Annotated in this window: 21 protein-coding genes; 7 read left to right on the plus strand and 14 right to left on the minus strand. The window is 65.7% G+C overall.

Features of this window, described 5'->3' with window-relative positions; all coding sequences use genetic code 11:
* The first annotated feature begins 49 nt into the window (after positions 1 to 49).
* The 4 genes from ACFWHR_RS13835 to ACFWHR_RS13850 all read left to right on the plus strand — a co-directional run bounded on the left by ACFWHR_RS13835 (position 50) and on the right by ACFWHR_RS13850 (position 5,483).
* Positions 50 to 916 carry a TetR/AcrR family transcriptional regulator gene (locus tag ACFWHR_RS13835; RefSeq protein ID WP_382448896.1) on the plus strand — a complete coding sequence of 289 codons (867 nt, stop codon included), beginning with the start codon at positions 50 to 52 and terminating at the stop codon, positions 914 to 916.
* A 105-nt stretch (positions 917 to 1,021) separates the two neighbouring features.
* Positions 1,022 to 3,058 (plus strand): PTS mannitol transporter subunit IICBA, encoded by a 2,037-nt coding sequence (locus ACFWHR_RS13840; RefSeq protein ID WP_382448897.1) that lies wholly within the window; start codon positions 1,022 to 1,024, stop codon positions 3,056 to 3,058.
* Positions 3,058 to 4,263, plus strand: a complete 1,206-nt coding sequence (locus ACFWHR_RS13845) for a mannitol-1-phosphate 5-dehydrogenase (RefSeq protein WP_382448898.1) — start codon at positions 3,058 to 3,060, stop codon at positions 4,261 to 4,263. The genes ACFWHR_RS13840 and ACFWHR_RS13845 overlap by 1 nt, the downstream gene beginning before the upstream one ends.
* A 143-nt stretch (positions 4,264 to 4,406) precedes the next feature.
* The gene (locus tag ACFWHR_RS13850) at positions 4,407 to 5,483 is read left to right on the plus strand and encodes an LLM class flavin-dependent oxidoreductase (protein ID WP_382448899.1); all 1,077 of its coding nucleotides are present in this window, start codon (positions 4,407 to 4,409) and stop codon (positions 5,481 to 5,483) included.
* Between the two features lie 49 nt (positions 5,484 to 5,532).
* Here the strand turns inward: ACFWHR_RS13850 and ACFWHR_RS13855 are convergent, their stop codons facing one another.
* Genes ACFWHR_RS13855 through ACFWHR_RS13885 form a run of 7 tightly spaced genes read right to left on the minus strand, consistent with a single transcriptional unit; the run spans position 5,533 to position 12,941 of the window.
* On the minus strand, positions 5,533 to 6,702 hold the full coding sequence (locus tag ACFWHR_RS13855) for a C45 family autoproteolytic acyltransferase/hydolase (protein ID WP_382448900.1): 1,170 nt from the start codon (positions 6,700 to 6,702) through the stop codon (positions 5,533 to 5,535).
* A 9-nt stretch (positions 6,703 to 6,711) separates the two neighbouring features.
* The gene (locus ACFWHR_RS13860) at positions 6,712 to 7,785 is read right to left on the minus strand and encodes an endo-type 6-aminohexanoate oligomer hydrolase (protein ID WP_382448901.1); all 1,074 of its coding nucleotides are present in this window, start codon (positions 7,783 to 7,785) and stop codon (positions 6,712 to 6,714) included.
* Entirely contained in the window at positions 7,782 to 8,582 is an 801-nt protein-coding gene (locus ACFWHR_RS13865) for an ABC transporter ATP-binding protein (protein ID WP_382448902.1), read from the minus strand. Before ACFWHR_RS13865 ends, ACFWHR_RS13860 begins: the two co-directional genes overlap by 4 nt.
* Positions 8,579 to 9,430, minus strand: coding sequence for an ABC transporter ATP-binding protein (locus tag ACFWHR_RS13870; protein WP_382448903.1), 852 nt, complete (start codon positions 9,428 to 9,430; stop codon positions 8,579 to 8,581). Before ACFWHR_RS13870 ends, ACFWHR_RS13865 begins: the two co-directional genes overlap by 4 nt.
* Entirely contained in the window at positions 9,427 to 10,299 is an 873-nt protein-coding gene (locus ACFWHR_RS13875; RefSeq protein WP_382448904.1) for an ABC transporter permease, read from the minus strand. Before ACFWHR_RS13875 ends, ACFWHR_RS13870 begins: the two co-directional genes overlap by 4 nt.
* Entirely contained in the window at positions 10,296 to 11,267 is a 972-nt protein-coding gene (locus ACFWHR_RS13880) for an ABC transporter permease (RefSeq protein WP_382448905.1), read from the minus strand. The genes ACFWHR_RS13875 and ACFWHR_RS13880 overlap by 4 nt, the downstream gene beginning before the upstream one ends.
* A gap of 21 nt (positions 11,268 to 11,288) precedes the next feature.
* Positions 11,289 to 12,941 carry an ABC transporter substrate-binding protein gene (locus ACFWHR_RS13885; RefSeq protein ID WP_382448906.1) on the minus strand — a complete coding sequence of 551 codons (1,653 nt, stop codon included), beginning with the start codon at positions 12,939 to 12,941 and terminating at the stop codon, positions 11,289 to 11,291.
* Between the two features lie 211 nt (positions 12,942 to 13,152).
* Between ACFWHR_RS13885 and ACFWHR_RS13890 the strand changes: the two genes are divergently transcribed.
* Entirely contained in the window at positions 13,153 to 14,172 is a 1,020-nt protein-coding gene (locus tag ACFWHR_RS13890) for a LacI family DNA-binding transcriptional regulator (RefSeq protein ID WP_382448907.1), read from the plus strand.
* Between the two features lie 54 nt (positions 14,173 to 14,226).
* Here the strand turns inward: ACFWHR_RS13890 and ACFWHR_RS13895 are convergent, their stop codons facing one another.
* From ACFWHR_RS13895 to ACFWHR_RS13925, 7 genes are all read right to left on the minus strand, one after another.
* A complete protein-coding gene (locus ACFWHR_RS13895; protein WP_382448908.1) occupies positions 14,227 to 14,883 on the minus strand; it encodes an FMN-binding negative transcriptional regulator in 657 nt (218 codons plus the stop codon).
* A gap of 212 nt (positions 14,884 to 15,095) precedes the next feature.
* Complete coding sequence (locus ACFWHR_RS13900; RefSeq protein WP_382448909.1) at positions 15,096 to 16,169, minus strand: C45 family autoproteolytic acyltransferase/hydolase; 1,074 nt, start codon at positions 16,167 to 16,169, stop codon at positions 15,096 to 15,098.
* On the minus strand, positions 16,166 to 16,999 hold the full coding sequence (locus tag ACFWHR_RS13905; RefSeq protein ID WP_382448910.1) for an ABC transporter ATP-binding protein: 834 nt from the start codon (positions 16,997 to 16,999) through the stop codon (positions 16,166 to 16,168). Before ACFWHR_RS13905 ends, ACFWHR_RS13900 begins: the two co-directional genes overlap by 4 nt.
* Entirely contained in the window at positions 16,996 to 17,820 is an 825-nt protein-coding gene (locus tag ACFWHR_RS13910; protein ID WP_382448911.1) for an ABC transporter ATP-binding protein, read from the minus strand. The genes ACFWHR_RS13905 and ACFWHR_RS13910 overlap by 4 nt, the downstream gene beginning before the upstream one ends.
* Positions 17,820 to 18,755 (minus strand): ABC transporter permease, encoded by a 936-nt coding sequence (locus tag ACFWHR_RS13915; RefSeq protein ID WP_382448912.1) that lies wholly within the window; start codon positions 18,753 to 18,755, stop codon positions 17,820 to 17,822. Before ACFWHR_RS13915 ends, ACFWHR_RS13910 begins: the two co-directional genes overlap by 1 nt.
* Positions 18,752 to 19,702, minus strand: coding sequence for an ABC transporter permease (locus tag ACFWHR_RS13920; RefSeq protein ID WP_382448913.1), 951 nt, complete (start codon positions 19,700 to 19,702; stop codon positions 18,752 to 18,754). Before ACFWHR_RS13920 ends, ACFWHR_RS13915 begins: the two co-directional genes overlap by 4 nt.
* A gap of 28 nt (positions 19,703 to 19,730) precedes the next feature.
* On the minus strand, positions 19,731 to 21,395 hold the full coding sequence (locus ACFWHR_RS13925; RefSeq protein WP_382448914.1) for an ABC transporter substrate-binding protein: 1,665 nt from the start codon (positions 21,393 to 21,395) through the stop codon (positions 19,731 to 19,733).
* A 193-nt stretch (positions 21,396 to 21,588) separates the two neighbouring features.
* Between ACFWHR_RS13925 and ACFWHR_RS13930 the strand changes: the two genes are divergently transcribed.
* On the plus strand, positions 21,589 to 22,611 hold the full coding sequence (locus tag ACFWHR_RS13930; protein ID WP_382448915.1) for a LacI family DNA-binding transcriptional regulator: 1,023 nt from the start codon (positions 21,589 to 21,591) through the stop codon (positions 22,609 to 22,611).
* A gap of 96 nt (positions 22,612 to 22,707) precedes the next feature.
* The gene (locus ACFWHR_RS13935) at positions 22,708 to 23,646 is read left to right on the plus strand and encodes a helix-turn-helix domain-containing protein (protein WP_382448916.1); all 939 of its coding nucleotides are present in this window, start codon (positions 22,708 to 22,710) and stop codon (positions 23,644 to 23,646) included.
* Positions 23,647 to 23,712: the final 66 nt, after the last annotated feature.

A 23,712-nucleotide genomic window follows, 5' to 3' on the forward strand; every position in this document is an offset into this window, starting at 1 on the left:
CACAATTATCTTCTTGTATAGCACGGCTATAGACAGTACGCTAACGCTCATGCCCGAAAGACAGACGGATATCGGCGTCGATACCGCGGAGGTAGAGCGCGCCACTGCAGCGCGCCCTGCGACGCGGCCAGCAGCCGTCCCCGCACGGGAGCGACTGATCCTCGCCGCCACTGAGCTGCTCGCCGCCTCAGACGGCAAACCGGTGTCAACCCGCCAGATCACCGATGTTGCCGGAGTCACGGCCCCCACGCTCTACCACCACTTCAAGGACAAAGACGGGCTCATGGATGCCGTCGTCGCGCGGGGTTTCGAGGATTTCGTGCGCCGCGAGGCGAGCCTCGAACGGTCACCTCGAGCGATCACCGACGTGAAGCGACTCTGGGATGTGCACGTGCAGTTCGGCCTGTCGCACACCCAGCTCTACTCGCTCATGTTTGGCAACAGCAGCCCGAAGAAGCGGCCGATGATCGTGTCCGAGGCTGAGCGGTTACTCGAGCGCGAACTCGAACGCATCGCGCTCGATCGACAGCTCGCCGTGCCGCCGCTGCAGGCGGCACGCGCCATCCTTGCTGCGAACATCGGCGTCACGCTGATGCTCATCGCAGACTCCGCCGAGTCTCACAGCGCAGATTCCGGCACATCGCAGAGCCGGATCCTCTCCCACCAAACGCGCGACGCCGTGCTCCGCTCGGTCGTCACGGAACCGAGCGTGCTTGACGGCGACAGCGCTGATGACCCCGATGATGACGGAGCCTCGGCGAGCGCCAGCGGCCCGCCCTCGTACGTGGCCGCGGCCATCGCGCTCAACGCCACGCTTCAGTCTTCGCACCCGGATCAGCTCTCGGGCACCGAAATGAAACTCTTCCTCGAATGGCTCCACCGCTTGTCTTCGGCATCGCCGCCGGACGAGCGGTGAAGTCCGCAACCGCACCACGACACCCTTGACACACCCTGCACCACCAGCACTCCCGAGAACTCGTCCCGGCAGCCGTGAGCTGTCGCCCAACGGAAAGCAGTAGCAATGTCTGCAAGTGAAGCACCTCCGCAGGATCAGGCGCCGTCTCGGCTCCAATCCGTTCGTGCCGGAGTGCAGAAGTTTGGCACGTTCCTCTCCGGCATGATCATGCCGAATATCGGGGCCTTCATCGCCTGGGGTCTCATCACCGCGCTCTTCATTGAGAAGGGGTGGTGGCCGGTACCCGAGCTTGGCGGCTTCGGCAAAGACGCCGATGGCGTGGCCAACATCGGCATCGTCGGCCCGATGATCACCTACCTCCTCCCCCTGCTGATCGGGTACACCGGCGGCAAGATGGTGCACGGCGTGCGCGGCGGAGTCGTCGGCTCGATCGCGACGATGGGTGTCATCGTCGGCGCAGGTATCCCGATGTTCATCGGCGCGATGATTATGGGTCCGCTCGGCGGCTGGACCATGAAGAAGCTCGACCTGCTGTGGGACGGCAAGATTCGCCCCGGTTTCGAAATGCTCGTCAATAACTTCTCGGCCGGTATCTGGGGCGCACTGCTCGCGATGCTCGGTTTCTACGGCATTGGCCCGCTGGTGCAGGCGTTCAGCACGGGGGCGGGCAACGTCGTCCAGTTCCTCGTCGACCACGGCCTGCTGCCGCTCACCTCGATCCTGATCGAGCCGGCCAAGGTGCTGTTCCTGAACAACGCCATCAACCACGGAGTGCTTACGCCGCTCGGCACCGAGCAGTCGCTTGAGCAGGGTAAGTCGATCCTCTTCCTGCTCGAGGCGAACCCCGGCCCGGGGCTCGGGATCCTGCTCGCGTTCTGCATCTTCGGCCGCGGCGCAGCGAAGGCATCAGCTCCCGGCGCAGCCGTCATCCACTTTTTCGGCGGCATCCACGAAATCTACTTCCCGTACGTGCTGATGAAGCCGACACTGATCATCGCGGCGATCGCTGGCGGCATGACCGGCGTCGCAACGCTTGCCGTCACCGGCGCGGGACTCGTCGCTCCGGCGGCTCCCGGATCGATTTTCGCCGTGCTCGTCCAGACCTCGCGCGACAGCTACTTCGGCGTGATTCTCTCGGTCGTGCTCGCGACCGCGGTGTCGTTCCTGGTGGCCGCGCTGATCTTGCGCACCTCAAAGAACGTCGACGAAGACGGCCTCGCGGCCGCAACCGAACAGATGGAGAGCATGAAGGGCAAGAAGTCCGTCGCCTCCTCGATTCTCGGCGGCGGTGGCACCGCAACCCTCACTGGGGTGGGCGTGCAAAATATCGTCTTCGCTTGCGACGCTGGCATGGGATCCAGCGCTATGGGCGCGTCCGTACTGCGTAACAAGGTGCGCGCCGCCGGTCACACCGATGTCAAGGTGACGAACTCGGCGATCGCGAATCTGACCGACACCTACGACATCGTCGTGGTGCACCAGGACCTCGCGCTGCGGGCCCGCGAAAAGACCCCGAGCGCCCAGCTCGTAACCGTCGACAACTTCATGGCGAGCCCTCGCTACGACGAGATCGTCGCCGCGCTAGGTGCCGACGGTGCTGACGGTGCTGTTGATGCGGGTGCCGGTGCTGCTGATGCGGCTGCGGGTGCTCCTGGCACTGCCGCGTCAGCCGAAGTCCCCGTGCCCGTCGCCGCTGATGCCGCCACCGCTCCCCAGGTGCTTCGTCGCGAGTCGATCGTGCTGCAGGGCGAAGCCGACAGCCGCGCCGGTGCCATCGAAGAAGCGGGCCGCCTGCTCGTCACCGCGGGCGCCGTCGACGACGACTACGTCGCCGCGATGCATGAGCGCGAGGAATCTGTCACGACGTACATGGGCAATTTCCTCGCCATTCCCCACGGCACCAACGACGCGAAGGATCACATCAAGGAGTCCGGGCTGACGTTCGTCCGTTATGCCAAGCCGATCGACTGGAACGGCAAGGAGGTGCGCTTCGTCGTGGGCATCGCTGGCAAGGACAAGCAGCACTTGAGCATCCTCGCGAAGATCGCAAAGGTCTTCGGCGACAAGGATCAGGTGGCCCGGCTTGAGGCTGCGACGAGTGTCGAGGAGATTCTCGACGTCTTCGGAAAGGTGAACGGATAATGACAGACGGGCAGCCGAGCGAAGGCTGGGCGGCAATCGATCAGGCAGCGCCGACCGCCGTGCACTTCGGTGCAGGCAACATCGGCCGCGGCTTCGTGGGGCTCCTCCTCCACGAGGCCGGCTACCGGCTCGTGTTCGCCGACGTCGCTGCACCGCTGATCGAGGCGCTCCAGGGCGCCGAGTCGTACGTGGTGCACGAGGTCGGTGACGGCGGGCAAGACCACGTCGTGAGCGGCTTCGCGGCGGTGAACTCCGCGACTCAGGAGTCGGAGCTGATCGCGCATCTCGCCGCCGCCGAGATCGTGACGACCGCTGTCGGGCCGAACATCCTGAAGTTCGTCGCTCCGGCGATTGCCCTGGGGCTTGCTGCGCGACCCGCGGGCGCACCGCGCATCGCCGTGATGGCCTGCGAGAACGCGATCAACGCGACGGATATCCTTGAGCAGGAGGTGCGCGCTGCCGCCGCAAAATCAGGCCTCGACGACGCTGACGTCGACGCCCGCGCGATCTTCGCAAACACCGCCGTCGACCGCATCGTGCCGAACCAGGAGGCCGGTGCGGGGCTCGACGTGCGCGTCGAGCCCTACTACGAGTGGGCCATCGAGAGCGGCGCATTCGGCGACGCGGCCCCCCAGATTCCCGGGGCGACCTGGGTCGATTCGCTCGCGCCGTACATCGAGCGGAAGCTGTTCACGGTGAACACCGGTCACGCGGCGGCCGCGTACTTCGGCCGACTGGCAGGCATCGAAAAGATCTCGGACGTGCTCGCCGACGCGGCAGTGCGCTCCAAGGTCGAGGCCGTGCTCGCCGAGACGAAGTCGCTACTCGTTGCCAAGTACGGGTTTGCGCCCGAGCAGCAGGAGGCATACGTGCAGAAGATCCTGCGCCGCTTCGCGAACGAGGAGCTGCCCGACACCGCTGGCCGCGTGGGCCGCGCCCCGCTGCGCAAGCTGAGCCGCCACGAGCGGTTCGTCGGCCCCGCAGCCGAGTTGGCTGAGCGCGGTATGTCGTCGGCGGCGATTCTGACGGCGATCGGCGCAGCGCTCCGCTTTGTCGAGCCCGACGACGCTGAGGCCATGAAGCTGGGCGAGCTGCTGGCGAGTGCGGCGAGTGACGCCGACCTGGTGCAGGAGCTCACCGGGATCGAGCCGGGGCACCCCCTCTACGCCCCCCTCCTCGGAGAGCTCACCTCCGCAAGATCCTAGCCCCTACCCACGCCCCCCCCCGGTCATCCCTTTCTGTCGTCGCAAATGATCCCTTCACGTGGCTGATCGGATCATTTGCGACGACAGAACGGGGGTACTCGGGGTCTTGGAATATGAGGGGTGGGGGCGGTGTTGTTGCGAGTATGGAGCCACTTCGCGCCGTTGCCGGCGCTACACCTGAACAACTCATCCTTGGTCTCGACACGTTTGGCGACGTCACGATCAACGCGGCGGGCGACAGAATCTCCCACGCACAGGTGCTGCGCGACGTGGTCGCCCAGGCCGAGCTCGCGGATCGACTCGGCGTCGACGCCATCACGCTCGGCGAGCACCACCGGGACGATTTCGCACTCTCCTCCCCCGAAATCGCACTCGCGGCAATCGCGGGCCGCACGGAGCGAATCCTGCTCGGCACCGGCGTCACCGTGCTCTCGAGTGACGACCCCGTGCGCGTATACGAACGCTTTGCCACGCTCGACGCTGTGAGCTCGGGTCGGGCCGAAGTGATTCTGGGGCGCGGATCGTTCATCGAGTCGTTCTCGCTCTTCGGCTACGACCTCGGCGACTACGACACGCTCTTCTCCGAAAAGCTCGACCTGTTCGCGCGGCTGCGCACGGAGGGCCCGATTACGTGGTCGGGGAAGCATCGCGCATCCCTCGCTGATCAGGAAGTTTTTCCGAAGACAGAGCAGCCCGAGGGGGTCCGCGCGTGGATTGGCGTGGGTGGCAGCCCCGGGTCGGTGACGCGATCGGTGCGCATGGGCATCCCCATGATGCTCGCGATCATCGGGGGCGACCCCGCGCGCTTCGCACCGTTCGCGAGGCTGTACCGCGACACTCAGCGTGAGCTCGGTCGCGAGGCCATGCCCCTCGGCGTGCACTCGCCTGGCCACGTCGCCGCGACCGACGCGGAGGCTCGGGATCAACTCTGGCCCCACTTTGAAACGAATCGCAACCGCATTGGCGCCGAGCGTGGCTGGCCGCGCACCACTCGCTCCGAGTTCGAACGCGAGGCCGACAGCGGTTCGCTGTACGTGGGATCACCCGAGACGGTCGCACAACGCATTGCCGCGACCGTGCGTACGCTCGCCGCCGACCGCTTCGACCTGAAGTACGCAAACGGCACAATGCCGCACGAGCTGCTCATGCGCAGCATCGAGCTCTACGCGACCGAGGTGATTCCGCGGGTGCGTCAACTGCTCGCAGACTCGTCGAGTTAGTGGGCGGAGGCGAATCGGTACGCTGTGCCAGGGTCGCGCGCCGCTTCCGTCAGAGATTCGGCTTCGGTGAGAACTGTGAGGCAGGCTCAGCCTCACGCAGGCCGAATCTCTCACCGAAGCGGATGGCTCCGTGCTCAGCGAGCGCGACCGGTGAGCCGGGGTAGTACTCGAGCGCCCCCGCCGCAAGGTCAAGGCCGACCGTCAGCAATGTTGACCATTGCTCGTGGAGCGGCTCGGCTGGATCCGGGCGGAAACAGATTGGCGCGTAAGCGCCCGCCTCCCCCGCCATCGCCGCGGCGCGCTGTTCGACCGGCAATTCCGCGAGCCGTGAACGTTGGCCGGCGACGTGGTCAAAGCGGGTGTACGTCGTGGAAGTGTCGCGTGTCGCCTCTCCTGGCAGCTGCGATGGCGCCAGAAAATGGTTCGTGTGCACGAGCCATCCCTCGTCGTCGGGCCGCACGGCGGCGACGCGCTCTGACGAGATTTCAAAGCAGGCGGCGCGGTGCTCAGCGTCATCACGCGCCACCACCGTCAGCACGGTCGACGCGCTCGCGGGTGCCGACGCGATGATCACTTCCGCCTCGTCAACAGTCGTCGCCTCGTCGAGCACGCGTCGCGCAATGGCGTGCACGGGCACACCGCCGACGCCGCGATCACTCGCGTGGTGCAGGATGTTGAAATGGACACCGATGCCTGCGTCGTTCACGCCGATCTTGCCGAGCACGCCGAGTTCAGTGAACATTGTGACGCGCGTCACCCGGGACGCATCGGGGTCCGCTCGTGGGGTTGTGTCCGGAGTGTACGACAGCACGAGTCCGACCCGGCAGAGGTGGGCATGCCAGTCCCAGGTCTGAATGGTCTCGGGCAGAACTGCACCGTGAGGCGCGTAGACGGCCGTGGAACACTCGCCCTCCGTGTCTGGCGCGACGACCGCGAGCACCTCGGTGCGTGCGTTCAGCGCGGCGAGCTGCCAGAGCGGCAAGCCTGCTGCGAGGGCGACCGCCTCCATCTCTGCGGCGAGGTGAGGTGCCCAGCTCTGAAGCGCCGCGAACGTGCTCTCTGCGATCTCTCGCACACGATCATTGTCGAGCCCACGAATCCCGAAGAAATCGAGGTAGCCCGAAACGGCCTCTCGTATTTCGGGTCCAAAGCGCGAGCCGATCTCGGCGCCGCGCTCGCTGGGCCCAGTGCCGCTCAGGGTGGCTGTGATGATATCCAATCGACTTCCTTACTTCGCCGCTTCGAGTAGCGCGTCCCACATGACTTCCGAGGCGATGGCCCCGAGCGCTGTCGCGGTCACCGAGAGCCGTCCTCGAGAGGAGGCCGGGCTTGCGGGCAGATCGACCTCGTCGGTAGTCACCGCAAAGAGAGTGTCGCCGTCCATGTCGGTGTGGAAGGGCTGGATGCCACGGTGCATCGAACTGTGCACCTGCTTCGCAAACTGGTTCAATTCGACAGTGTTCATCTTCACATTGGTAATCAGCGCGCTGATTGTGGTGTTGCCCGACTGGGTCTCGGCCCCACGCTGCTCCGCGAACGCCTCGGCGTAGTCGTAGACAGGGTGCCGACGGGTTCCGGTCTCGGCGTCGTAGTTGCCTCGAACCACGCGACCCGCACGATCGAGGATCACTCCGACCGGGTTCGGCACGACGATCGCGAGGATGCGCACATCGCCGATTTGACGGAATGCGGCGCCCTGGCCGGTGATCTCGGTGCGATCCCAGTCGACCTTTCCTGACGAGGCACTGATGCCCGCTCCGGCGCGACCCTGCGCGAACTCCCCCTCGACCGCGAAGTCGAGTGCAGCGCGACCGAGTTCTCGGTCTGGGTAGACGGCGGTCTCGCGCGCCGAGAAGTCATAAATGATCGCCGACGAGACGAGCTGGAGCTCTGCGAAACCGGTGCGATTCTTGACTCGTTCGAGCAGCGCATCGCTGACGCCCGCCCCGGCTTCGAGTCCGTAGACCGACCCGCCCGCGAGGCAGATCGCGTGGTTGAAGTCGTATCCGCCAGCGAGACCCACCGCGCCGCCGCGGGCGTCAACCGCGGTTCGCGCTCCCGCCGGCAGGTGGATCACGGTCGCACCGGTCGGCCCCTCCGCGTAGTGAGCGGAGCCGACACGCACACCCGGGAAGTCAAAGCGCAGGCGCTCGCGGCCATCGCTTCGCACGGGATTCAGATCAAAATCGGCGTTGCCGGGGCCGCCGAATACGGGCGCGCCCGCGAGCCGCGGTGTCGGGTCAATAGCGATGCCGGGATCAACATCTGCGAGGGCGTACACGTCGTTCGGGGTGGTGTTCACAGGGACTCCAGGAGTTGTTGCGAGTAAGGGTGTGCGGGGGTCGCGAAGAACCGCCCCGTCGGGGCCGTTTCCACGAGATCGCCTCGGAAGAGCACGGCGACGCGGTCAGCGACGCGTTGCACAGCCCCGAGGTCGTGCGAAATGAAGAGCGCGCCGAATCGGTGCTCGTGTTGCAACTTTCGAATCAGAGAAAGAATCTGCACCTGCACCGCAACGTCGAGCGCGCTGACCGCTTCATCGAACACGATGAAGCGCGGGTCGGTGACAAGCGCTCGCGCGACCGAGACGCGCTGACGCTGCCCTCCTGAAAGCTCGTGAGGGTAGCGTTCGGCAAAGTCGGGGTTGAGTCCCACCTGCTCGAGCATCTCGGCCACGCGAGCGCGCTGACGGTCGCGGCTCAGGTCACGACGCGCTACTGTGAGCGGTTCTCGCACCGACTCCCCCACTCGACGCCGCGGGTTCAGCGACCAGTGAGGGTGTTGCAATACCGCCTGGATCTTGCCAGCCGTCGCCTTCCGGGAGCGCGCGAGAGGCTGGCCGAGCAGCCGCACTTCGCCGCTGTCTGGCGCCCGTAAACCGAGCGCTACCGCAGCAGTCGTGGTCTTTCCCGATCCCGATTCGCCGACAAGTCCGAGGGTTTCGCCGGGTGCGACAGTGAGACTCACACCGTTCATCGCCTGGACGGTGCGGCGTTTTGCACCCGCTCCGCTCGTAAATGCGACGCTTACCTCGCGCATCTCAAGCACAGACTCGGGCACAGAAGCGGCGGCTTCCTGTGTGAATTGAGTGGTCGTCATCGTGCGTCCTCCGATCCGCGCGAGATAGTGCGTTGCTCGCCCGGTATTTCCGACGGCGTTCGGCCTGGGATCGCCGCCACGAGCGCCTTTGTGTAGTCGGCGCGCGGCGCGTCGAGTACCTGGACCGTCGGCCCGGCTTCGACGATCTCACCGCGGTGCATGACAACGACGCGATCGCACCACCGACGCACCGCGCCCAGATCATGGCTAATCCAAATGAGGCTTGCACCGCTGCGCCGCACGAATCCGACGATCAGTTCAAGGATCTCGTCGCGCACCTGCGCGTCGAGCGATGCGGTGGGCTCATCGGCAATCAGGATCCGCGGTTCGCGCGCCATGGTCAGCGCGATTGCAATCCGCTGCGCCATTCCTCCGGAGACCTCGTGCGGGAAGAGCCGCAAGACCCGTTCTGGCTCAAGGATCTTGACGCTCTCCAGAAGGGCAACCAGCGCGGCCTGCGAGGTCGGCCGGCCGAGTGGCTGCACGGCGAGCTCCAGCTGCCGCCCAATGCGCATGGTTGGGTTCAGCGAAGCGATTGGGTCCTGCGGGATGAATCCGAGCGATTCGCGCCGCACCCGACGGATCTCATCGGGTGAGAGCACGGCAAGGTCTTGGCCGAGCACGTGCAGCGCACCTGAGGTGATGTGGCACGCGCGCGGCAGCATTCGCCCGATGGCCTGCGATATCGTCGACTTCCCCGATCCAGATTCGCCGACAATCGCTACCAGTTCTCCCTCACCGATCTCGAGATCGATATCGAACAGTGCTCGCGTGACACCGAGCCGCGTGCGGTACTCGGCACTGAATCCCGAGATCGCGACGACCGGTGACGTGGTAACCGCATTCATACGAGGCTCCTCGTTTCGCGGGGATCGAGTCGGTCCCGCAGTGTGTCTCCGATGAGATTGATGGCCAGGATTGCGAGCACGAGCACGACAGCCGGCGCGAAGAGAAGCCAGGGTGCCTGAACCATGTAACTCGCGCCCTCCTGGATGAGTAGCCCGAGCGATGACTGTGGCAGCTGCACCCCGTAGCCAAGGAAGCTCAGGCCACCCTCGACCAGGATTCCGACTGACAGTGCGTACGTGCCTTGCACCGCGATCGTGCCGCTGATGTTCGGAAGCACGTGCCGGAACAGAATCACGGGGGCCGAGACGCCACTGATCTGCGCGGTCGTCACGAAGTCACGCTTTGCGACCGCGAGCGACGCCGCGCTCACCATGCGGGTCATGAGTGGCACCGTGACGAGCACGATGCTCGCGAGGGCGGCAACCTGGCCCGGCCCGACGACGGCGGCGATGAGAATCGCGAGCACGATCGAGGGGAACGAGTAGAGCACATCTACAAAGCGCATCACGCCCTCGCGAGTCCATCCGCCGACGTATCCTGCGATCATTCCGAGCAGGATGCTGATGGCCGCGGTGCACACAACGGCGATCGCAGAGAGCACCAGCGTGGTGCCGATGCCCTCAAGCAGCCTGGCAAGCACCGAACGCCCGAGCGCGTCCGTGCCGAGTAGATAGGCGCCTGACGGCGGGCTCAGCCTCGGACCGACGATCTTCGCCGGTTCACCCGCAAACGGCACGATCGCCGCAATAATAGCGACCCCGACGATAACCGCCAGTGCGGCGATCGCAGCGATGAAGAGCGCGTCGGGGCGGGGGCGCGCGGAGGCCGGTCGCTTGCGGCGCACGAGCGGGAGGGAATACGTCGTCATGATCCTGCCTTCCCAGTGACGGCGACTCGGGGATCGAGCGCGCTCGTAATGAGGTCGAGCACGAGGCTTACGACGATGAACACGGTCGCGGCGAACAGCACCGACGCCTGCACCACGGCGAAGTCGCGGCGGTCGAGCCCGGTCACCATGAAGGATCCGAGGCCCGGGATATTGAAGATGGTTTCCACGATCACCGCGCCGCCCAACAAGTACGCGGTGATCGTAGCGAGCAGCGTGAGGATGGGAATCCCCGCGTTGCGCACAACATGGTGCCGCACGATGTGCCAGGGCGTTTCGCCTCGCGCCACGGCAGCTGCGATGTGCGGCTCGACGAGCACGTTCATCACCGCGTCGCGGGTGGTGCGCGCCGATGCCGCGACGCAGAATACAGAGAGCACGACCGCTGGCAGAATAAGCGCCTGAAAGGTTGGGAAGAATCCCGTGCCAATGCGCGAGAAGCCACCGACCTGGATGCCGAGCGCGAGTCGCGAGAAGATGAAGACGACCACGCTGCCGAGCACGAACTCCGGCACACTGATCCCGAGACCGGAGACGAGGCGCCCTACGGCCCCGCCCTGCTTCGCTCCGGCGCGCACGCCCGTCCAGATACCGAGCGGAATTCCGATCACGACGGTAATGCACAGGGCCATCGCCGTAAGCAGCGCGGTCACGGGGATGCGCTTTCCGAGTTCATCGAGCACGGGGCTTTGCGTCACGAACGATGTGCCGAGATCACCGGTGAAGATCTGGCCGATCCACGCGAAGTATTGGAGCACTATGGGCTGATCCAAGCCGTAAGCTGACGCCAGCGCAGCGCGTTCCTCTGGGGACGCGAGGGGCCCGAGAATAATGTCTTCGTAGCTGCCCGGCATCAACCTGACCGCGGCGAAGATAAGGATCGATACTCCGAGCAGGGTGATGAGCGCACTCATCACCCGCCCGGCCGACCAGCGGAATGTCTGCAGCATGTTCGCCTCGCGCCTCTCGCGCTACTTGCTTGCGTTGCCGGGCAGGCGGTAGTCGGTGATGTTGCGGAGGATGTCGCCGTACCCCTCGTTGCTCTGGATCGTGGGGCTGACGGCCGCCGAGTCATACCCGATGATCGACGGACGGTGCACGAGTGGCACGATCTCCGAGTATTTGTCGGCGGAGGCGCAGAGGTCTGTGAGCACCGCGGCGCGGTCATCGGGATCCGTGACGCTCGCCCCCTCAGCGATGAGCGTGTTCAAATCCTCATGAACTCCTGTGAAGCCGACGTTGAATCCCGCCTGCTCAGGATTCCACCACTTCGTGACCATCGACGGGTCGACGTACCCAGCGAACCAACCGAGCGACAGGTCGAAGTCGCCGGGCTGTGCAGTGAAGACTCGAGCGTTGTAGGTGGCGGTGTCGAACTGCTCGATGTTCACCGTGACGCCGATCTCGGCGAGCTGCTGCTGTACGAGCTGGGCGATCTGCCCCATGACGGGTTCCGAGGTATAGACGACCATGTCGAGCGCTGTGTCGCCCGCGCCCGACTCCTCGATTATCTTCTTCGCGTCATCGATCGTCGCCTTTTCGGAGGGCAGATCGTCAACCGCGCAGGCCCCCGGGAGGTTCGATGGCGTCACGCCCGTGGGAGCGGTCTCCCCAGCGAATACGATATCTGCGATCGCCTGGCGGTCGATTGCCGTGTTGATGGCGAATCGGACGTCCTGGTCTTCCAGCGGCGATCCTGGGACCTGCGAGTTCACGTTGACGTAATAAAAGTCGCTCTGCGTCTGGTTGACGACGGCGGCATTCGAAGCGTCGGCGAGCTGCGTCAGCGCGTCGATGCTGCCAAAGTTTGCGAGCCCCGCGCTGCCCTCGCGGAGCGCGGCCTGACGCGTCGATTCCTGATCTACAATCTGCAGCTCAAGGGTCTGCACTGCCAGGTCGTCACCGCCACGCCACTTGGGGTTGGCGGTGAAACTCCACGATTCGTCCTGGCGATGCGCGTCGACGAGATAGGGTCCCGTCCCGAGCATCGTGGTGGCGAGGTCGACGCTCCCGTCGTTCACTTCTTGCATCGGCAGAATCGCGGCGGGTGTATTCGCCAGTGCGGAAAGGAAAGGCGCATACGGGCTGGTGAGCTTGACTGTCACCTCGTCGTCGCCGGTTGCCTGAATCGATTCGACCGGGCCCATCTGCCCCGACCAGACGCTCATGCTGTCGACCTGGCGCTGCAGGCTGCCTACGACATCGTTCGCGGTCACGGCGCGTCCATTAGAGAACGTCGCCTTGGTGTCGATCGTGAAGACGTACGTCGTGTCGTTCGGCTGCTCCCACGATGTGGCAAGCTCCGGATGAATTTCGAAGTTCTCGTCGGTCGTGACCAGCGTTTCGTAGACGAGGCCCATGATGCTCCAGGAGCGCGCCGTCTGGGCGGTCGCCGGATCGAGTCCATCAGCCTCACTCGTGTCGTAGTCGAGCTGCACCGTAAGGGTCCCCTGCCCGTCGAGCGCGTCGTCTGCAACGGCTAAGTATCCTGGCGCTGCTTCCTCCTGAGGTGCCGCGCCCGTGCCCCCGGGGGACGCTGCGCATGAGCTGAGCACGCAAGCGAGTCCGAGTGCGAGTGCGGCGCCGGATGCGCCCCTGGCGCGGGTTCTTGAGAGTTTCAACACCGTACTGACTCCTTCGACAACTGAGGTGTGTCGGGCCGCTGCGTTACGGATCCCGCGGGCGCTGCGCGTCGGTGCAGAGCGTCCTGAGTTTTTAAGGTAGTGGCATAAATCGTTTTATGCATTGTCGAAACCAAAATTTCATCAAACGATGCATGTATCGATTTATGCGTCGCTTCCGCGGTAGTGTCGATGAGAGAACCGAGGAGGAGCCGTGGTCGCTCACCGCAATGTCACGATTAAAGATGTCGCCGCTCGCGCCGGTGTCTCGATCACGGCCGTCTCGCACGCGCTCAACAACAAGGGGACGCTCGCCGAAGACACCCGCGTGCGGATCCGCGAGATCGCGACCGCCATGGGCTACCAGGCGGATGCACTCGCGCGAGGGCTGCGCCGCTCACAGATCGGCGTGATCGGCATTGTGCTCCGCCCGCTTGACGCGCTCGCGGACTATAGCCCACCCGGCGTCGACTACTTCCTGAGATTCGCTGGCGCAGCAGCCGTCAGCGCACTCGACCACGGGCTCAGTCTCATGCAGGTCGCCGACCTCGTAAAGGGTCCGGTGACGCCGCTCGCATTCTCCCTAGACGGTTACGTCGTCACCGACCCCGTGCGCAACGACCCCGTCGTGGAACTCTTGGAAAGCCGCTCAATCCCCTACGTCACCCTGGGCCGGGACCTGGGCAAACCGGAGGCAGCGAACTGGGTAGCGTCCGCCGACGCTGCAGCGACGCGCAGCGCACTCGATCACCTCGCCGGTGAGGGCGCGCGCAGCATCGCCTTTGTTGGCGGCACCGATGACAACTCGTGGAACGCAGATGGCGAAGCGACGTATCTCGCCTGGTGCGCCGAGCGGCACACCGCACCGCGTCTCCTGCGTAGCCCCGAGGGGCTCGGCGAAGCAGGCGGGCGCGATCTCGTTCCCGCCCTGCTCGAGGGAGGCGTACCTGACGCGATTTACTCACTGACGGGGCGCCACGCCGCGGGCATCCAGGAGGCCATGCGCGAGCGCGGGCTGGTCGCACCGACGCACTACCTGCTCGCTTGCGGCACCGATGCAGCTCAGACGCGCACCGCCGAACCGCCGATCACCGCGATCGACCTGCGTCCCGAGGTACTCGCACGGGAGACCGTAAGCCTCCTCGCGCAGATCACTCGGGGTGAGTCTCCGGCTGGCCGCCGACTCGTGCCGTCGGAGCTCATCGTGCGACGCTCATCCCAGCGCCCGACCTGAGGCTCGAGCGCCGCGCGTCCGCGCGACGCCCTCACCGACATGGGCACAATGGCATCAGCCGCGGTTGCCCTCGGGGCATGTCACGCCGACCTCAGTCATGAGCGCTGCGACGTCGGGGTGACGCCGATCCCCGTCGATAAGATCGCGGCGTACCCGAGCGTGCACGTCAGCCGGCATGTCCTGGCTGAGCTTAAACATCGCCACTTCGCTCTCAATGTCGATGGTGAATGAGACGACACCCGCGAGAATCTTCTCGAAGACGTGCCGCGAGGCTGCAGGATCCCACGGCTCCGCGCGATCCGATTCGAGCTGCGCCACCGTGCGCTCCACGACGGCGAGGTTTTCTGAGGGCTCTGTGAGCACGGTCACGCGACCCGTCAGATGCACGGTTGCGTAGTCGAGGGTGGGCACGGCCGGGGTGAACTCGTAGCTGCTCGGTGAGACGTAGGCGTGCGACGACGCGAACACGAGCAGCACCTCTGGCTGTGCTGCGAAGTGCTGCCAATGCTCATTCGCGCGCCCGATGTGCCCCCAGAGGCGGGCGCCCACGAGCGTCTCCCCCGGTTCGACGCCGGGCGGGAACACGACCGGAGCATGGGTCGCCACCGGCGCTCCATTGGTTGACGTAGTGACGACGGCGAACGGATGATCCCGAACAAAGCGGGCGATCGCACGCCCCGACGGCGCGACGTAGCTGGGGTAGGTATGCATTCTGGCGACTCCTTGCACTGGGGGGGCGAGCTCGTCCCTGAGCGTGAAACACAATGTGCTCGTCAGCCTAGTAACATAAAACGATTTATACTACCCGCGGCAGCCGACGCTGAGTGAGCGATTCGGCTTCGGTGAGACGCAGACCCACTCGTAGGTCTCACCGAAGCCGAATCGCTCACCGAACGCGCGCCGCACCGCGCAGGCCCCAGCCCCTACGCCACCAGCACCCGCCACGCATCGTCGCCGGCCGCCACCGCAGCGGGCGGCATGCCGTCGAACACGCGCAACGTGCGCGCATCGGGATCGCTGACCACCGTCGCGAGAGTTGCCCAGCGGTCGCCGTACGACTTGGCGAGGTCGGCAACGCACGTCAGCGGCGGCTCGCCCGGCCCCGACAGCAGGAGCCGCACCATGTCGACGGCCGACAAGACCGGCGCAGCCGCGAGGCGCTCTCGGATGAGCGCGAGCCGCTCCGTCGAGTCGGGCTCGTAGATCTCTGACTTCTGCGAGCCCAGCGGTTCAGCGTGCTGAAAGTGATTGGTGCGCTGCACTGAGCCGTCTATTTCAGTGATCTCAAACACACCGGCCGGGCTGATTTCCAGCGACACAGCCCGCGTTCCGTCGAGCATCGTGAATGATGACGACGACCCGATCGGCGCCGCCCGCACGAGCGCGACGGCCTCGTCGACCGATCGGCACTCCGAGAGCACGACGCTCGAAAGCAGGTGCATCGGCACCCCGTCAGGGCCGTCGGAGCGGTGGCCAAGGATGTTGAAGTGCAGCGCGAGACCCGCCTCGTTGACCCCGATCTTCGACAGGATTCCCTGCTCGGTCAGCCCGACGTAGCGCAGCCCTGGCCCGGCGACCGTCTGGGTGTGCCAGAACGGGTCGAGTTCGATGTGCCAGTCCCACGTCTGCACGCCGAGCCGGTGGCCCCCCAGCCCGGCGGTCACCGTCGAGCACTCACTCGCACCGTGCGTGCCGAGGGCGAGCAGCTCGGTGCGCGCGTTCAGCGCGATCACCCACGCGACGGGCACTCCGGCCCCCTCGGCGACGCCGGCAAGCTCCGCCAGCAGCGCGGGCCGCCACGCCTCGAGCGCGGCGCTCACCCGGGCCACCCCGTCGCGCTCGACCTCCTCGGTCACGCCCAGAATGCGAAACAGTTCGGCGTATTTCGCGTAGGCATCGGCGAGGCTCGCGCGCAGCGCGGTACCGCGGCTGAGGCCGAGCGCGTGGGCTGAGTCGCCCGCGACGTCGAGGTGGAGTCGTTCGGCGTGGGGTGTCATGCGGTGGTGCTTTCTGTGAGGATGGCGCGCAGGCCGCGGCGTGGCTTCCAGCCGGGCCGCGGGGCTGACGCGATGAGCAGTCGGGTGTAAGCGTCTTGCGGGTCATCGAGAATCTCTGAGACCGTGCCACGCTCGATGATCCGGCCGGTGCGCATCACCACGACGTCGTCGGCGATATCGCGCACCACCGAGAGATCGTGCGTGATGAATAGGTACGAGAGCCCGTGTTCAGCGCGCAACCGCTTCAGAAGATCGAGCACCTGCGCCTGCACCGAGACATCGAGCGCCGAGACTGCCTCGTCGAGCACGATGACCTGCGGTTCTGCGGCGAGCGCGCGGGCGATTGCGACGCGCTGCTTCTGTCCGCCAGAGAGCGCCGCGGGCTTGGCATCGGCGTGGCGCTCGGTGAGCCCGACTTCGGTGAACAGTTCGATGAGCCGGGCGCGTCTGCCAGCCCGATCAAGGTCGGGCCGGTGCGCACGCAGCATCTCATCGATGGTGGCGGAGACGGGCAGCGAGCGGTTCAGCGATCCCTGCGGGTCTTGAAACACCATCTGCACGAGTTTCGCCCGTTCGCGCAGTGCGCGCCGCGCGGTCGTGGGCGAGACGTCGGTGCCGGCGATGCGCACGGTGCCAGAGTCTGCCGATTCAAGACCAACGATCACGCGCGCGAGCGTCGACTTGCCCGACCCTGACTCGCCGACGACTGCCAGACAGGTGCCGCTGCGCAGCACGCACGACACGTCATCAAGGGCGTGCACGCTGGCCTTGCGGCTGAGATGGAAGGTGCGATCGAGGTGCTCGACCTCGATGATCGGTGTGGCACTCACGAGCGGTCCTCCGCATCAATAGCGGGCGCGTGCCCGGCCGGGTACAACTGCGGCCGCGCCGACATCAGCGCGCGGGTGTATTCGGTTTGCGGCCGATCCCGAATCTGCTCCGGGGTGCCGATCTCGAGAATCTCGCCGTCCTTCATCACGGCCAGCCGGTCGCAGACAGCGGCCGCGAGGTCGAGATCGTGGGTGACGAAAATCATCGACAGCCCCCGCTCGCGACGCATTTCGTCGAGGATCGCGACAACCTCTGCCTGGGTCGTAACGTCGAGCGCGGTGGTCGGTTCGTCGGCGAGCAGCAGCTTCGGTTCGCCCGAGATCGCGCCAGCGATCACGACGCGCTGCAGCATGCCGCCCGACAGTTGATGCGGGTATGACCGCAGCACGCGTTCGGTGTCGTCGATGCCGACCTGGCGCAGCAGATCCGCCGCCTTCAGGCGCGCATCAGCGGGCGACATGGACCGCGCATCGCTCATCCCCTCGATCAGGTAGCGACCGACCGCGAGCACCGGATTCAGCGCGCCGTGCGGGTTCTGCGCAATGAGCGCGAGGTCGTTCGCACGCACGCGCCGCAGCGCTTCGCCGCTCGCGGCCAACAGGTCGGTGCCGTCGATGGAGATTGCGCCGTCGACCCGCGCACCCGCCGGCTCAATGCCGAGAATGCACTTGAGGGTCATGGACTTGCCCGACCCCGACTCCCCCACGAGACCGAGCGATTCACCCTGCGCGAGCGCGAACGAATTGCCGTGAAGAATCTCGGTGTGTTCCCCCGAGTCGGGGTCGGTGACTGTGAGCTTGAGATCGGTGACCTGCAACATCAGCGTGTCCTTCCTGCGGCGCGGCGGCCGCCGAGCTGCTCGCCGACGTAGCCGAACGCGGCGACGGTGATGACGATGGCGATACCCGCAAAGATGCTCTGTTCCCAGTAGCCCTGCTGCAGTGACGCCTGCCCGTTCGAGACCATCAGCCCCCAATCGGGGGTCGGCGGCTGCACGCCGAGGCCAAGAAACGAAAGCGCCGCGAGCTCGATCATCGCGTAACCGAAGTTGATGGTCATGCCCGTGAGAATCTGGGTGCGCACGTTGGGCAGAATGTGGCGCACGGTGATCAGAAAACCTGAGATGCCCTGCAGTTGCGCGGAGGCGACGTACGGCAGGTTGCGCTCGCGCAGCGCGACCGAGCGGATCACGCGCGCCGAGTAGGGCACGTATCCGATTGCGAGGGCGAGGGAGGCGGTGAGGATCGACGGCCCGAATATTGCGACGGCGAGGATCGCGAGCAGCATGTTCGGGAACGCGAAGAGGATGTCGAGGATCCGGCTGATGAACGCGTCGACCTTGCCGCCAAACCAGACCGCGGTCAGCGCCAGCAGCGTCGCGAGCACCGCGGTGACCACGATGACGATGGTCGGCCCGATGAGGCTGGTTCGAGCACCCCAGATGATACGAGAGAGGATGTCGCGACCCGACTGATCGGTTCCCATCAGGTGCGCGAGGCTCCACGCCTCGTGACGTGAGGTGACAGTGCCCTCGAGCGGATCGTATGGCGCGATGAGCGGGGCCAAGGCCGCCATCAGGATCACCAGCACGATGATGCCGAGGCTGACGACACCGATGGGCCCGAGCCGTCGCACGAAGAGTCGCCACCCGGTCGTGGGCACGTCGTGGCGGTGCTTGCGCAGCAGCTGCACGGCGACGGTGTTCTGCGCCCGGGTGTTGGTGCCGGGATCCCGCGTGGATTTCTGCTCGGTCATCGTGTCGACCCTCCCTTGCTGAGGCGAACTCGCGGATCGATCACGGAGTAGAGCAGATCGACGATCAGGTTGATGATGCCGAAGGCGAGCACCATGATGAGCGCGATGGCCTGCACCACGGCGAAGTCTTTCTTCTGCACTGAATTCACGAGCAGCGAACCGATGCCGTCGAGCGTGAACGCGTATTCGATCACGAAGGCGCTCGCGAGTAGCCCGGCAACCTGGGTACCAATCACGGTCGTGACGGGCAACATGGAATTGCGAATGGTGTGGCGCCACAGCACGAGTTGCTTGGGCACCCCTCGCGCGATCGCCATAATTACGTGCTCAGAGCCCTGTTCCTCACGCACAGCGGTGCGTGTGATGCGGGCCACGACGGCGATACCGGGAAACGCGAGTGCAATCGCGGGCAGCGTCAGATGCCAGAGCCTGCCGAGAAACCCTTCGCCCGATCCGGAAACCGGAAACCACCCGAGATTTGAGCCGAAGATGAACATCAGCACGAGCGCCGCGAAGAACGTCGGCACCGCGAAGCCAAGATTCGAGCCGAACACCACGAGCTTCTCGAACACTCCGGAGCGGGTCGCGGCGAGCACGCCGAGCCCGATCCCGAACACAATGATGAGGAGCGCCGCGAAACCCGCGAGAAACAGCGTGGTCGGGATTCGCGAGGCGACGAGCGTCGTGACGTCTTGCTGCGTGACCAGCGAACGACCGAGGTCACCCTGGAAGACGTCGATCAGCCAGTGCCAGTAACGCAGCAGGAAGGGATCGTCGAGACCGTATTGAGCTCGGATCGAGGCGAGCACTTCGGGGCTCACGGTGCGCCCCTGCACGAGAAACTGCTCGGGGCTACCCGGAGCGAGATACATGCCTGAGAACACAATGAAGCTCGATATCACGAGGACGGCAAGCAGTGCCCCGAGCCGCGAAAATACGTAGGTCATGGACGATCCCTTCCTGCGGAGACTCCGCTTAGGCTGACGCGCCGAGGTCAGCTGCCCACGGGTAGTACAGGTAGACGAACGACGCCGGGGCTCCGGTGATGCTCTTGTCCATGTACATCCGCACCGCGAGGTCGTTGATCGGCACCCACGGCTGCTGCTCCATGATCAGCGCCTCGGCCTTCACCGTCAGCTTGGCGCGCTCGGCGTCATCGCTCTCGGCGATCGCTGCGTCAAGCGCCGCGTCGACGTCGGGGTCCGAGAACTTCGAGTAGTTCTGATCGCTGCCGGTCTTGGCGACACTGATGAGGTGCAGCAGCGGATCGGGCGCGCTCAGGTAGTTCGTCGTGACGAATCCGTCATAGCCGGCGCGTGCCTCGGGGTCCGAGAAGAAGGCACCGAACTGCGCGCTCGGCACACCGGTCGGCTCGAGCGTGATGCCGAGCTCCTTCGCGCCATTCGCCATTTCGTTCAGGATGTCCGCGTAGAAGCTACGCTCGCTCGGGTATGCGATCTTGATCGGCTTCGAGAGGTCGACCTTCGCGTCCTTCAGTTCTTTCTTCGCGGCCTCGATGTCGAAGCTCAGATCCGGAAGATCCTGGTCACGCATGTCGGCGATACCGGGAACCGACTCTTCAATCGCATCCCACGGTGACTGCGGAACGATCGAGCGCGATGGCGTGCCGGTGCCCTCGTAGACGGTGTCGGCAATTGCCTGGCGATCCGTTGCGCGCGTCAGTGCGCGGCGCACGGCCGGATCGCCAAAGACGCCCTCGCCAGTCGAAATAATGGCCATGTCTTGCATGCCCTGACCGGCGAAGAGTTCGCCGCTCTCACTCGTTTCGAGCTGACTCAGCGCGGGCAGCGGCACGTCGTAAGAACCCTGGATCTCGCCGGTGCTCAGGCCGTTGGCGATAGCGGTCGGGTCGACCACGAAGCCGATCTCGACCTGCTTCGCCATGGCCATGCCGTCTTCGTCCCAGTAGCCGTCATTGCGCTCGAGGGTGATCGACTGGCCCTGCTTCCAGTTGCCCGGCGTGAACTTCATCGGGCCTGTGCACATCACGCCAGTGTCGGGGTTGCCGTAGTTCTCGCCCGCGGTCTCACGCTGCGCCTGCTGCACAACGACACCGATCACCGTGCTGAGCGATGACGGCAGCGTGTAGTCGGCCGACTTCAGAGTGATGGTGACCTCGTTGTCGCCGGTCGCCTGCACGCTGTCGATGTTGGCGACGGTGCCGCCGCCCCAGTAGCTGCCCTCGTCTGGGTCAATGTGCCGGTTGATCGAGAAGACCACGTCTTCGACGGTCATCGGCGTGCCGTCCCAGAACTTGACGTCGTCGCGGATGTTGAACACCCAGGTGAGGCCGTCGTCGGTCTGCGAATCGGTCGCGAGGTTTGGCTGCACCGAGAAGTCGGGCTGCATCTCGAAGAGCGGCTCGCAGAGGTTCGACACGATTGTGTTCTCTGGGTAGTTGAAGGCCTTGATCGGGTCGAGGCTGGCGAGTTCGCCGTACGTCGAGTTCCAGGTCACGGTGTCGGCTTCTGCCGCAGCCTCGGGAGTGGTCTGCAGCAGTTTGGTGCTGTCAGACGCCTTGTCGGCGTCGCCGCCGCGGCTTCCGGAAGCGCAACCAGCGAGGGCGAGGCCCCCGATGGCGAGCAGGGCGATGGACGCCCGCATCGGTGCGAGTTTCACGTTGTTCTCCATTCGAAGTTTCATCTTTGAAGCTCCCCGGCCCGGCAACATCCGAGCGAAGACCCACCGGCGATGCTAGCACCCAAAACGGTTTGTGAAAAACGTTTTGGGTGTTACGATTTGGTGACGGCTTGCCGCCGTGTACCGAGAGCCGGTCACCACTTACGCATCGACGACGGTCTAGTCTGACGGGATGCAGCTCGTGCGACCGACGATCAAAGACGTGGCGAAAGCGGCGGGGGTGTCGCCGACGACCGTGTCGCACGCGCTCAACGGCAAGGGCGTTGTTCGCCAGGAGACAGCCGATCGCATCGCGCAGATTGCCGCCGAGATCGGTTACCGCCCGAGTCCCATTGCGCGCGGGCTCCAGAACCGCAAGTTGGGCCTGCTCGCCCTCGTGATTCGCCCGCTGCACACCCTTGACACGTTTCTGCCAGAGGGCGTCGACTACTTCTTGCGGATGGCAGGCGCCGCCTCGCTCGCGGCAATGGAGCGCGGCTACAGCATGATGCTCGTCGACGATCCGACGCGGCCCGACGCACCCCTCAGTGCGACCGCGGCCGACGCCTACATCGTCTCGGAACCGTTCGAGAACGACCCCGTGCTCACGATGCTGTCGGAGCGCCACATCCCCTTCGTCGCGATCGGTTCTGACCCAGCGCGGCCGGGCCAGTTCACCGAGCTCGCCACCCGCGACTGGGACGAAACCATGCTCGTACTCGAGCACCTTGTAGAGGCGGGCGCCACTCGCATCGCCCTGCTGACCGGCACCGACACCAACGCGTGGAACCGCGAGTCGGAAGCCGCGTACCGCGAGTGGTGCGCCCGACACGGGCAGGAACCCGACATTGCCGCGTTCGATGAAGCGGAGGGCGAGCGAGTCGGCGAGGCGGCGGTCGAACGGTTCTTCGGTGCCGCGGTTGGCACGCGACCCGACGCCATATTCTGTCTCACCGGCCGACACGCAGCTGGGCTGAATGCTGCCGCGAGCGCCCATGGCATTCGGGTGCCAGAGGATTTGCTGCTCGCGGCGGGCTCTGGTGCGCTGCAAAACCGGATCTCGCACCCGAGCGTCACCACGCTCGATCTGCACCCGGAGGGCATCGCTGCCCGCGCAGTCGAGGTCGCCGTCATGCTCGCCGAGGGGCGGCCCGTGACCGCGGACCTCGAGGTGCCAGCTGCGACCCTCGACGTGCGGGAGTCGACCCGGCGGTAGCCCGCGCATCCGCGAGTCACGCGCAGCGGTGGTAGCTCCCGCTTCGCCGAACGACGTGAGCGGAATACCCGGCTCCGTCTCAGCGTTTTGCACTGTATGCCAGAGACGACGCTGCCCACGATGTCGGCCCCGACGATCGACCGCGACGCCGCAATCGACCGCGTGCTCGCGAGCATCGACGCGCGCGTGCACGAGCAGCGCCGCGTCTCGATGCTGCCCGGCGAGCTCATCACGACGCCCGGCAGTTGTCTCACACTCGTGTACATCATCGACGGTGCCCTGACCGTTCGGCCGCGGGGTGGGGGCACCGCTGCGGAAATGACAGCTGGCGCGCCTCAGCTTGCCGCCGGCGACGCCCAATTGTTCGTCGGAGATGCGCCGCGTACCCTGCGCGCCGACACCGACGCGTTCGTGCTCGTGTCGGCGCTTGAATTCACGGCGCCAGCCGCGCACGTGTTCGAATTGCTGCCGTCCACGATCGTGGTGCGCGATCTGCCCGCAAGCGAGCCGGCCGTTGCCGCCCTCGCTTCGCTGCTCGGCACCGAAGACGGCGGCACCGTGAGTGCGTGCGACGACGAGCCCGGCAGCTCTGTCGTCTGCGGCATGATGGCGAACACGGTGCTCGTATCGGTGATTCGCGCGTGGGCGATTCGCGGTTGCGCGCCCGCCGGCTGGCCATCGCGCACGAACGATCCGTTCCTCGACCGCGTCGTCGAGGCCATTCACGCCGACCCCGCTCGCGACTGGTCACTCGAAGACCTCGCCCGCGCGGGCGCGATGTCACGCTCGGTGTTCGCCGAACGCTTCCGCGCGGCGACCGGCACCTCACCCGCGAGCTACCTCGCCGATGTGCGCATTCGCTCGGCTCAGCAGCTGCTCGCCCAGGGGCGCGGCGTCGCCGAGGTCTCTCGCGCGATCGGCTACGGTTCCGACGATGGTTTTAGTCGGGCGTTCCGCCGCCGCGTTGGGCAGACCCCGTCGGCCTGGCGGTCGGGCGCGCTTCAAGCGGTGGCCCCGCGGGCGGTCAGCGCGTAACTGACCGCCCGACGATCCGGCGCATCACCGTCCCAGCTCGTCACTGCGCCGACCCGTCACTGCGCT

The sequence above is a fragment of the Leucobacter sp. NPDC058333 genome (assembly GCF_042726155.1).
GTDB lineage: Bacteria > Actinomycetota > Actinomycetes > Actinomycetales > Microbacteriaceae > Leucobacter.